Source organism: Sulfurimonas sp., assembly GCF_041563035.1.
Lineage (GTDB): Bacteria > Campylobacterota > Campylobacteria > Campylobacterales > Sulfurimonadaceae > Sulfurimonas.
On the sequence record NZ_JBFFNS010000025.1, the window covers coordinates 20,796 to 31,380 of the forward strand.

12 protein-coding genes and 1 tRNA gene are annotated in these 10,585 nt (G+C 34.9%); 8 read left to right on the forward strand and 5 right to left on the reverse strand.

The genetic code is table 11. The annotated features are described in order from the left end of the window. Window positions 1-8: 8 nt before the first annotated feature. Window positions 9-935 carry an exopolyphosphatase gene (locus tag ABZC13_RS12535; RefSeq protein WP_373004446.1) on the forward strand — a complete coding sequence of 309 codons (927 nt, stop codon included), beginning with the start codon at window positions 9-11 and terminating at the stop codon, window positions 933-935. A gap of 28 nt (window positions 936-963) precedes the next feature. Here ABZC13_RS12535 and ABZC13_RS12540 read toward each other — a convergent pair whose 3' ends face one another. Further along, window positions 964-1,872, reverse strand: a complete 909-nt coding sequence (locus ABZC13_RS12540; RefSeq protein WP_373004448.1) for an AEC family transporter — start codon at window positions 1,870-1,872, stop codon at window positions 964-966. Between the two features lie 29 nt (window positions 1,873-1,901). Between ABZC13_RS12540 and ABZC13_RS12545 the strand changes: the two genes are divergently transcribed. Both ABZC13_RS12545 and ABZC13_RS12550 read left to right on the forward strand, forming a co-directional pair. After that, a complete protein-coding gene (locus ABZC13_RS12545; protein WP_373004451.1) occupies window positions 1,902-2,222 on the forward strand; it encodes a thioredoxin family protein in 321 nt (106 codons plus the stop codon). Next, window positions 2,219-3,037, forward strand: coding sequence for an SDR family NAD(P)-dependent oxidoreductase (locus ABZC13_RS12550; RefSeq protein ID WP_373004454.1), 819 nt, complete (start codon window positions 2,219-2,221; stop codon window positions 3,035-3,037). The genes ABZC13_RS12545 and ABZC13_RS12550 overlap by 4 nt, the downstream gene beginning before the upstream one ends. Here ABZC13_RS12550 and ABZC13_RS12555 read toward each other — a convergent pair. Both ABZC13_RS12555 and ABZC13_RS12560 read right to left on the reverse strand, forming a co-directional pair. Continuing rightward, window positions 3,034-3,303, reverse strand: coding sequence for a type II toxin-antitoxin system RelE/ParE family toxin (locus tag ABZC13_RS12555; RefSeq protein WP_373004457.1), 270 nt, complete (start codon window positions 3,301-3,303; stop codon window positions 3,034-3,036). The two genes, ABZC13_RS12550 and ABZC13_RS12555, sit on opposite strands and share 4 nt — an antisense overlap. Then, complete coding sequence (locus ABZC13_RS12560) at window positions 3,300-3,533, reverse strand: hypothetical protein (protein ID WP_373004460.1); 234 nt, start codon at window positions 3,531-3,533, stop codon at window positions 3,300-3,302. Before ABZC13_RS12560 ends, ABZC13_RS12555 begins: the two co-directional genes overlap by 4 nt. 153 nt (window positions 3,534-3,686) lie before the next feature. Here ABZC13_RS12560 and ABZC13_RS12565 point away from each other — a divergent pair, with 153 nt between their 5' ends. Then, on the forward strand, window positions 3,687-4,121 hold the full coding sequence (locus ABZC13_RS12565) for a DUF1566 domain-containing protein (protein WP_373004463.1): 435 nt from the start codon (window positions 3,687-3,689) through the stop codon (window positions 4,119-4,121). Window positions 4,122-4,141: 20 nt separating this feature from the next. Here ABZC13_RS12565 and ABZC13_RS12570 read toward each other — a convergent pair whose 3' ends face one another. After that, window positions 4,142-4,894: a TrmH family RNA methyltransferase gene (locus tag ABZC13_RS12570; RefSeq protein ID WP_373004465.1), complete on the reverse strand. Its 753-nt coding sequence runs from the start codon at window positions 4,892-4,894 to the stop codon at window positions 4,142-4,144. Window positions 4,895-4,910: 16 nt separating this feature from the next. Next, entirely contained in the window at window positions 4,911-5,636 is a 726-nt protein-coding gene (locus ABZC13_RS12575; RefSeq protein WP_373004468.1) for a YaaA family protein, read from the reverse strand. 92 nt (window positions 5,637-5,728) lie between these two features. On the opposite strand from ABZC13_RS12575, the gene ABZC13_RS12580 reads away from it, so the two are divergent. From ABZC13_RS12580 to ABZC13_RS12595, 4 genes are all read left to right on the forward strand, one after another. Next, the gene (locus tag ABZC13_RS12580) at window positions 5,729-6,433 is read left to right on the forward strand and encodes a FecR domain-containing protein (RefSeq protein ID WP_373004471.1); all 705 of its coding nucleotides are present in this window, start codon (window positions 5,729-5,731) and stop codon (window positions 6,431-6,433) included. A 5-nt stretch (window positions 6,434-6,438) separates the two neighbouring features. Continuing rightward, entirely contained in the window at window positions 6,439-8,484 is a 2,046-nt protein-coding gene (locus ABZC13_RS12585) for a CHASE2 domain-containing protein (RefSeq protein WP_373004474.1), read from the forward strand. A gap of 13 nt (window positions 8,485-8,497) precedes the next feature. Then, entirely contained in the window at window positions 8,498-10,438 is a 1,941-nt protein-coding gene (locus tag ABZC13_RS12590; protein ID WP_373004477.1) for an HD domain-containing phosphohydrolase, read from the forward strand. Window positions 10,439-10,475: 37 nt separating this feature from the next. After that, window positions 10,476-10,552 (forward strand) — tRNA-Thr (locus ABZC13_RS12595). Window positions 10,553-10,585 lie beyond the last annotated feature (33 nt).

The window sequence follows — 10,585 nt, forward strand, 5'->3', positions numbered from 1 at the left end:
TAATAACTATGAGTAAAAAGTTTCGTTTAGTCACTAGAAGTGATATGGATGGTCTTGTTTGTGCTGTAATTTTAAAACAGTTAGAGTTGATAGATGATATTAAGTTTGTGCATCCAAAAGATATGCAAGACGGTACGATAGTTATTACTGAGAATGACATCATTACAAATCTGCCTTATGTTCCACAAGCTCACTTAGTTTTTGATCACCATGAGAGTGAAACTGTTCGTAATGAAAAAGCTGACAATCACATCATCATCGCAGATGCTCCGTCTGCCGCTCGTGTTGTCTATGATTACTATGTTAAAGACAATGACCTATCTATGATTCGTGAAGATATGATGGTAGCGGTTGATAAAGCAGATTCGGCTCAGTTTTCAAAAGAGGATATTTTAAATCCTAAAGGCTGGGATCTACTTAGCTTTTTGATGGATTCCCGTACAGGTCTTGGAAGATTTAGAGACTTTAGAATCTCAAATTATGATCTTATGATGGATTTGATTGACTACTGTCATGACCACGGTATAGAAGATATCATGACTCTTCCTGATGTAAAAGAGAGAGTTGATCTGTACAACAAATATGCAGGTGAGTTTAAAGACCAGATAGAGAGATGCTCTACGATTTATGATAATCTGGTTGTTCTTGATTTAAGAGATGAAGAGATCATCTACCCCGGTAACCGTTTTATGATCTATGCAATGTTTCCAGAGATAAATATCTCAATACACGTACTTTGGGGATTCCTAAAACAAAATACAGTTTTTGCAACAGGTAAATCAATTATCGACAGAGGTTCAAAAACTAATATTGGTGAGCTAATGTATAAATATGGCGGTGGTGGTCATGGTGCCGCAGGAACTTGTCAGATAGACAATGATAAATGTGAAGATGTTTTAAAAGAACTTATCACTGCTATTACAAACGACGGCTAACTAGAGAAAAATCTCTAGTTAAGCATAACTACAAATAAGCTAAAACTTCAACAGCCACAAATATCGCTCCCAAGAAAACAATAGAAGACAAAAATACCAAAGCAGTTACGACTCTCGGACTACAGTCATATAGAGATGCAAGATTTACATTTGCAACGGCTAGCGGCATCATAAGCTCTATAAAGATGATTCCTTTTATCATGGGATCAAGTTCTATATTTACCAGAACTAAAAAGGCAATGGCAGGAAGTAATAGAAACTTAAATGTTAAAACCCAAATAACTAAAGTCTTACTTATCTCTTGAATCTTCGTACCATAGAGGTAGATTCCAAAAAGGAAGAGTTGCATAGTCATAGATGCATAAGCACCCATCATCAGCATGTTTAAAACTACACCTGAAGGTTTATAACCGTAGACGCTGAGAGCTATTGCGAGTATCGCTGCCCAAAGGATAGGGAGCTTTACTATGTTCATAAGTGATGTCTTGGTATCAAAACTTCCACGTGAGTAGTAAAAGACTCCTACTGTGTAGACTACAAAAACATTCATAAGGTTTACAACAGTCGTATAGGGAATAGACTCTTCACCGAAGATGGCTATGTTTATAGGGATGCCGAGATTTCCGGTGTTCCCGATGATGGCTGCAACCGTTGCAATGGAGTACTCTTTTGGAGACTCGAAGAGTTTTTTTGCAACGATGGCTGAGACTAAAAGAAGTACGACTACGATGCCAAGGTAGATGCTAGGAGCGTAGAGAAGCGTGATGTCGATAGGGCGGATAAGAAGTCCCCAAAAAGTTAAAAAGACTTGCAGGAAGTAGACATTTATAAGTGTTATTGTTTTATCGTCAATCTGCTCTTTAAAACTCATCTTAGCGATGAAACCCACGACAATAAAAATATATATACCAAGAATTGAAAATATTATTGAACTCATAATGAAATTATATCTGTTATAATTTCGTCATGCAAACAATTGAAAATATAAATAATACTATACAAGAAAATATGGCTGTAATGGTCTACTTCTCAGCACCAAGCTGTAATGTGTGTCATGCACTAAAACCTAAGCTCATAGAAGCACTAGAAGCTAACTTTCCGGACTTTAAAGTAGAGAGCGTTGATATCTCAGAGACTGAAGAGATCGCTCCACACTTTAACGTATTTGCAATTCCTACAATACTGATTTACTTAGACGGTAAAGAGTTTTTTCGCAAATCACGTAATATGAGTGTGGATGAGGTGATCCGTGAGATAAGAAGACCTTACGAGATAATGACTTCGTGAAAAAAAACATACTTATAACGGGTTGTTCCAGCGGTATAGGCTACGACACCGCTCACTATCTGCACAACAGGGGTTATAAGGTCTATGCATCTGCTAGAGATGCAGAGGATGTAAAAAGACTTCAAGAAGAGGGTCTGGAGACTTATCTGCTTAATGTAACTTCCCCTGATGATATTTCGAGAGTCTTAAATGAGATAACAAAAGACGGAGCTGAGCTATACGCAGTTTTTAACAACGCAGGATATGGACAACCCGGAGCTGTGGAAGATATAACTACTGATGTTTTAAGAGAGCAGTTTGAGACTAACTTCTTTGGACTGCATGAACTGACACGTCAAGCTATAAAAATCATGCGTAAGCAGGGTTACGGAAGAATCATCCAGCACTCTTCAGTTTTGGGAATCATCTCACTCCGTTTTCGCGGAGCTTATAACGCTTCTAAATATGCCATCGAAGGTCTTTGTGACACGCTTCGCCTAGAGCTTATGGAAACAGACATTCATGTTTGCACTATAAACACAGGTCCAGTACGTTCTGACTTTAGAAAAAATGCCATTAAGATGTTTAAGAAAAATGTAGTTACTGAGGAAAGTGTTTTTGAGAAAGAATACAATGAAGAACTGTTAACTGTAAAAGAGAAAGACAACGACCCATTTACAAAAGACTCTAGAGTTGTTATAAAAAACATAGTCCACGCACTTGAAGCTAAAAATCCACAACCTAGATACTATAACACTCTTGCTACGCATCTATTGGGTGGATTTAAAAGAGTTCTCTCTACTAGCATCTTAGATAAGATTTTGAGGAAGATTTAATAAATATTTTTCCTAAACCCAACTCTCAAAACTAAAAGAATAATCTCGTCATTTTCTATTCTAAAAAGAACACGGATTTTTTTGGCTATAACAAACCTGTATTGGTTTTCAAATTCGCTTCCTTTTAACTCTGTCACTTTTTTTGAGTTTTTTAGAACCTCAAAATTATCTGCAAGATAATGGATTTTTTTAACTATGAGTGTTCTGTCTGGATGTGAAAACGATTTCAAGTCTTTTAAAGATTTTTCAGAATACTTTATATTCAAAGTTCTATGCCCAACTCTTTGTAAACTTCTTCGCTGTCATAAACTTTCATCTCTCCGGAGTTTATTTCTTTTGTGATTTTGTCAGCTACTACTGTATCAGTATAGTCAAAGTAAAAATCAAGTGCATTTTCAACTATCTCTCTTTGAGATTTGTGAAGAGCATCTGCTACATTTTCTAACTCTTTGGCTATTCCCTCATCAAGAGAGATTAATTTTTTTACTGTTGCCATAATTTACTCCAAATAGTTTATATATAATTATATATCTATTTGGATATATTGTCAAATGGACTGAAACTTAATATTGGTAAATTATTTTTTACTTAAGTCTCGTTTTAAATCAATATCGCTACAATCTGCAAACTAAAATTATAAGGATTTTTAATGGAACAATTAAAAATATTTATCTTATCTTTATGTATAGTATTGAGTGCAAACGCTGATATTGTTAAAAACTCAGCAAATACTATCAAAGATACAAAAACAAACTTTTTATGGCAAGACACAAAAGATGTCTCAACTACCAAAAGAACTTTTGAGGATGCTGTTGGTTATTGTAAAAACTTAGAACTAGATGGTCATAAATCTTGGGAACTGCCAGGTTTTTTAGAACTGTTTTCACTTGTAGATACTAAAGTGTATAATCCTACTATTTCAGAAAATTTCAAATATGTAGTATCTGACAACTACTGGTCATCTAAGACATTTGGACATGCATCTAGTAAAGAGGCATTTGTAGTTAACTTTTTGTCAGGTGCATTCAATAGAGAAAAGATGGATGATACATTTTACGTAAGATGTTATAAAAAGGCGAGCTAACTAAAAGTTAGCTCCTTATTTTACTTCATAAATGCTAGAAGAGATGCAGTCACTGCAACATTGAGTGACTCAACTCCTCTTTGCATCGGTATACTTATTGAGTCATTACAAAGTTTTTCAACCTCAGGACTCACTCCATCACTCTCATTTCCTAAAACAAATATTGATTTTTCTGTTGGTACAACATCATAGATGCTAGTTTTTGCATGTGATGATAGAGAGTATATTCTCGTATCTGCATCTAGGTCTGGAAAAATTTCATCAAGAGTATTACAGTAATAAATTGGAAGTTTAAAAAGTGTTCCTGAACTTGCTTTGATTACAAGTGGAGATATTTTTGCAGAACTCTTTTTAGGAAGTATGATTCCATCTACATTCCCAGCAGCACATGAACGAATAATCATCCCTAGATTTTGAGGATTTTGGATGCCGTCAAGTGCTATAAGTCTAAAGCTTTTCATATCTTTAATTTCGTGAGCACTCTTGTAAGTCTGAGCGATAATGTCTATGGCAACGCCCTGATCTTGCTTTGCATTTTTACTTATTCTGCTAAGAGAGCTTTTCTCATGGTAAGTAATCTCTATCTTTCTTGTCTTTGCAAGTGCTAAGATAGTCTTTATAGCTCCATCGGGTTTGTTGCTAGATGCCATGTGTAGTTTGTGAACTTCAACGGATGAGTCTTGGAGTACTTCTACAACAACATTTCTGCCGTAAAGTGTAATTATCTTATCAAAATATGCTTTTTTATCTTTATATTCTTGTGAATCTTGCAAATGGACTTCCTTTTAATTAAACGATATTATATACAATCTCTGTTTTATTTCTTATTACTTTTATCTCTTTGATTTGCAGTCCGTCTATCTCAAGAGCCATAAACTCCTCCATGGAGTTTATATTGTTCTTTGCAAGTTCTCTTAAAACCAAACCTCTGTACGCTTTAGCCCAGTGACTCACAGTTTTACCGCCTTTTAAAAACTTAAGTGTCGTGTATGGTTTGTTGGCTTTGTAAAACTTGTCGTAGTAACCTGCACGAAGATCTAAAATGTCATCGTTGTTTAAATACAAATCTAACTGATATGAGAATCTGTCTTTGTAAAACTTATCAGGAACAATACTACCTATGTCATTCCCCTGCTTTACTTTATAGTTAGCTATTGCATCTCCGCCGAGGATAGGGCCGTAGAGGTTTGAGAAAATTATAGTATTTTTCTTTAAGTACTCTATCTCGGATGCATCTAGAGTGATCATATCCAAGTAGTCATAAGCTACGCCTTGGTATCTCTCTATTGCAGACATAAGAGGAGAGTTAAAAACATCATTTACATAAGCTTCGCAGTCGCTCATTTTTTTAAAACCAAAAAGAATTTTTATGGATTCTTCATTACCGCTTGTTACTATCTTGTTGTATTCGTTTAATATCTCTTGTCTTGCTTCATTGGAACCAAGAAGTTCTTTTGGAGCTTCTTGGCCACCGCTATTTTTCCCCTCTGATGGTGAAAACAGTACTTTTAGCATATCTATTCCTTGTTCTTTTGGGTCGTTAAGTTTTTATCTAATTGTATCAATTTAAATGATATAATGGGTAAAAATGAATATAGGGGTTTATTGTGAAGAAAGTTTTAATCTCTCTTTTTATAGCTTTATTATCTGTTACAGTGGCAAGTGCAAATGCGGCTGTGGGAAGTGTTGAACTGAGTAAAGGGAATGTAAAAGTTAAGAGTGAAGGCTCGTTTAAAAAGAGTAAAGTGACTAAAGGTTTAGAGATAAAAAAAGGCGACTTAATCACTACTTCTAAAGACGCAAATGCAGTAATAAAACTTTTAGACGGTTCAACTCTGGTTTTGGATGCCAGTTCTACTCTACACTTTGCATCTGCAAATATGGCAGAACAAGAAACAGGTAAGGTTTACTACAAGATAACTTCAAGAGATGCGAAGAATGCTCTTAAGGTAAAAACTCCTTTTGCCATCATTGGTATTAAAGGTACTACTTTTATAGTTGACTCTACAGAGAAAGCATCTGTAAAATTAAAAGAGGGTGTTGTCGGAATTCAAAGTATTAAAGAGGAGTTTGAACTTTACAGAAAAGCAGTTCAAGCTGAGTATAACAAGTATCTATCAGAACAGGAAGCTGCGTATCAAAAATACCTAAATGAACAAAATAAAGGTGCAGCACTTCTGACTAAAGAGTTTGATCTTCAAGCAGGAAACACTATCTCGTTTGAGGGACAAAAAGTTAATGAGAAAGCTTGGACAAAAGAAGACGATGCAGAGTTTGAACGTTTTGAGAAACTTATGGGGTCTATAAAGTAGTTTAAATGAAAGATAAGCTTCTCTATCTTGGTGTTTTAGTGCCTATATTAATCGTAACTATTCTGTTATATATGTATAAAGTAGAACCATTTGAGAGTTTTTCACTTCGTTATAACGATGTTAACTTCGATCTTCAGAAAAAAACTCCTAGTAAAGAGATTGTTTTTGTAGCAGTTGATGAACCAAGCGTAAATGAGTTTGGCAGATGGCCTTGGAACAGAGAAATAATCGCTAAAGGAATAGACGGCTTAGTAGAAGCTGATGTTGTTTTGATGGATATGATCTTTTCAGAACCGACGTCAGAAGAACAAGATTCTGCACTTGCCGAGTCACTCTCGGGACTAAACTCCAGTGTGTGCGGTTTCTTTTTAAGAGATAAGTCTACGCAGAAGATTACGGATAAAGAGTTGGAAATACTTGGTGATTCATCTCTTGACCTGCTACAATCACAAATATCAGAGTTTAAAAATCCACTCTTTGTAAGCGCACCATTTGCAGAGATGAACATTGTACCTATATTGGAGTCATGTTCTTTAAGTGGTAGTTTTTCTACTCTTAGTGAGAGCGATCATCTTCTTCGTTCTTACCCTATCGCAGTATATTTTCAAAATATTCTATATCCATCTCTTGGAATTCAAGGTTTAAGACTAAAGTTTAATAAGGACATAAAAAGAGTAGACGCATCTCACGTAGAGTTAAATGAACGTTTGGTAGGTTTAAATGATAAAGGTTTTATCAGACTTAACTTCTATCAACCGGATCAGTATGAGATAGTTTCTTTCTTAGATGTAGCAACATCAAAAGTAAAACCTGAGTACTTTAAAGGCAAGATAGTTATTCTTGGTATTACCGAAGTTGGAGCAGGGGATGTTGTAAGTACACCTATGGGTTCTATGCCAGGACCGTTGCTTCACTACACTTTTATATCTAACCTATTAGAAAATCATCTTATTAAAGAACCAAAAAATATAACTCCTGGTCTGATTGTCTTGATGGTCTTACTTCCATTTATATTAGTACTTCTATTTAAAAAGATACTTCATAGAGTAATCATAAATATAGTTGTTTATTTAATAGTATATGCTTATGTCAGATACTTGTTTGTATCCGATATGGTCTATATAGACCTTTTTTATCCTTTAATCTCTTTAGTCCTTAGTTTAGTAGCTGTTGAAGCTATAGCTTTTAACCTGCAAGAAAAAAGCGGTAAGTTTATGCGTGGTGCATTCTCCTCTTACCTCTCTGGTGACCTTCTTGATAAACTTATAGAAAACCCAGAAGCACTTGCCCTTGGTGGTGAGAGTAAAGAGCTCAGTATCCTCTTTAGTGATATCCGTGGTTTTACTACTATCTCTGAGTCTATGGATCCGGTCAGTCTCATTACGCTTCTAAACAGATACTTTACTCCGATGACAAACGCAGTACTTGACAATGGCGGAATGCTGGATAAATATATAGGGGATGCTGTTATGGCATTTTTTAATGCACCGGTTGATATTAAAGATCATGCAGATGCATCTTGTAAAAGTGCATTGGAGATGATAGAGAAGCTAGATGCACTAAATGAAGAGCTTGCTCTTGAAGGTATAAACCCAATTCGAATAGGTATAGGAATTAATACGGCAGATGTAGTTGTTGGCAACATGGGTTCAGATACTAGGTTTAACTATACTGTTATCGGTGATGGTGTAAACCTTGCATCTAGAGTAGAGGGTCTGACGAAAAACTATGGTGTAAATATTTTGATTACAGAGTTTACTGTGGAAAAAATTAGCGATAAGTTTATTTGTAGAGAGATAGAACCGGTAAAAGTAAAAGGTAAAGATGAGGCAGTGCTTCTATATGAACTAATGCCTGATACTGATAAGTCCAGAGAAGTCAAAAAACTATATGACGCAGCACTTACTATATATAAGAGTGGTGATTTTAAAGAAGCAGAACTGTTATTTACCTCTTTAGTTGAAGATTATGATGATAATCCATCGAAGTATTTTTTAGCACATATTAAAGATGAACAACCATGGGGTGTTCATAAAATGACAACAAAGTAGCGAGGATATTATAATGAAACATACAAGAGGTTTGGGTGCAAACGAAATACTACAAATGATATTTACATATCTGACTGAAGTATCTTCTTTGAGAGAGTATAACGACATTATAATGGTTCTGGCTAATATGGGTAGAGCGCTTACTTCTTCTGACAGATGTACAGTATGGGTTGTAGATAAAGAAAAACAAGAAATATGGACAAAGGTAGCTCACGGTATAGATGCTATAAGACTTCCGATAGACTCTGGAATAGTCGGTAGTTCTATTACAACCGGTCAAAAGATAATCATTGATGATGTTTACCTTGATGAGAGGTTCAATTCAGATATAGATAAAAAGACAGGTTACCGTACAAAAAGCATGATGGTAATTCCTATGTTTGATAATGACGATAATATTATTGGTGCTTTTCAAGTTATTAATCATAAGGGCGAAAAAGGTGTATTTGATACAAGAGATATGGAGCGCCTTATGTTGGCTAGTACATATGCAGCTGAGACTCTTGTATCTGCACGTCTTACTAATGAGATAGAAGATACGCAAAAAGAAGTTGTCTTTACTATGGGTGCTATTGGTGAGAGTAGAAGTAAAGAGACAGGTAATCATGTAAAAAGAGTTGCAGAGTACTCTAGAATCTTAGGTCTTGCATATGGAATGGACGCAAAGGAAGCTGAACTTTTAAAGCAGGCAAGTCCTATGCATGATATAGGTAAGGTTGCAATCCCTGATGCAATACTAAAAAAACCTGGTCGTTTTAATGATGAGGAGAGAAAAGTAATGGATACTCATGCAGAGTTAGGGTTTGGCATGATAAAGAACTCTGACAGACCGCTTCTTCAAGCTGCAGCTGTAGTGGCATATGAGCATCATGAAAAATGGAATGGAAGTGGATACCCAAGAAAGTTAAAGGGTGAAGAGATACATATTTATGGTCGTATCACTGCTTTAGCTGATGTATTTGACGCACTTGGATCTGATAGGATATATAAAAAAGCTTGGGATGATGAAAGGATATTTAACCTCTTTAAAGAAGAGAGAGGTGAACACTTTGATCCAAAGCTGATAGACCTGTTTTTTGAAAATTTAGAAGATATCTTAGCAGTAAGAGAACAGTTTAAAGATGAATATCAGGAAAAGGTAGTTGATGAAGAAGTAAATACGAAAGAAATCAAGATACTTGGAGCTTATGGAACAAGAGCAAAAGGTTTTGGTACAAGTTCATTTTTACTAAACAAAAGTAATGTAATAGATGCAGGAAATATATTAGCTACTTTAGATGAAGAGAGTATACATATAGAAACTATATGGCTAACTCATTCTCATTTAGATCATATTAGTGATATAGCATATATATTAGATAACTATTTCTCTATGAGAACTAAGACTTTAAATATAATGGGATTACCTGGAACTATTAAAGCTCTTAAAAAACATTTTTTCAATAATTTAATATGGCCGGACTTTTCAACAATAACTTTGACCAAGTCAGATATTCCGGCACTATCTTATACAGAGATAGAATTAGATAAAGAATATAAGTTAAATGAAAATGAATCTCTTGAAGCATTTAAGACTGATCATACTGTTCCAAGTTGTGGATATATTTTTAAAAGAGAAGGTGATTCAGTATTAATAACAGCAGATACTTATGATCTAGATAATGTTATTGAGATTATTGATAGTAGAAAAGATATAAATTCTATAGTAATAGAATGTTCTTTCCCATCAACTATGCCAATTCTTGCAAAAGAGAGTAAACATTTAACACCTCGATTACTCTTTAAGAGCATAGAAAATATCAAAAGAGATGATTTAAGACTATACATAAATCATATTAAGCCTAGCTTTTTAGATAAAATAGCCAAAGAAATACATGAATATAAGGGTAAATTCAAGCCAATTATACTAAAAGATGAAGATTTTATAAATTTCTCTAAAAAACCCTTGACATAGAAAAACTTTTGCACTATAATTCTGGCTCAATTTCGATGCTGACATAGCTCAGTTGGCTAGAGCAGTTGATTTGTAATCAACAGGCCCGGGGTTCAAATCCTCGTGTCAGCACCATTGAAATAGAATATTAGAAACAGTGTTAGACCA

Coding starts and splice junctions, on each gene's coding strand:
- ABZC13_RS12535 (WP_373004446.1), top strand. CDS start 9: ATGAGTAAAAAGTTTCGTTTAGTCACTAGAAGTGATATGGATGGTCTT.
- ABZC13_RS12540 (WP_373004448.1), bottom strand. CDS start 1,872: ATGAGTTCAATAATATTTTCAATTCTTGGTATATATATTTTTATTGTC.
- ABZC13_RS12545 (WP_373004451.1), top strand. CDS start 1,902: ATGCAAACAATTGAAAATATAAATAATACTATACAAGAAAATATGGCT.
- ABZC13_RS12560 (WP_373004460.1), bottom strand. CDS start 3,533: ATGGCAACAGTAAAAAAATTAATCTCTCTTGATGAGGGAATAGCCAAA.
- ABZC13_RS12565 (WP_373004463.1), top strand. CDS start 3,687: ATGGAACAATTAAAAATATTTATCTTATCTTTATGTATAGTATTGAGT.
- ABZC13_RS12575 (WP_373004468.1), bottom strand. CDS start 5,636: ATGCTAAAAGTACTGTTTTCACCATCAGAGGGGAAAAATAGCGGTGGC.
- ABZC13_RS12585 (WP_373004474.1), top strand. CDS start 6,439: ATGAAAGATAAGCTTCTCTATCTTGGTGTTTTAGTGCCTATATTAATC.
- ABZC13_RS12590 (WP_373004477.1), top strand. CDS start 8,498: ATGAAACATACAAGAGGTTTGGGTGCAAACGAAATACTACAAATGATA.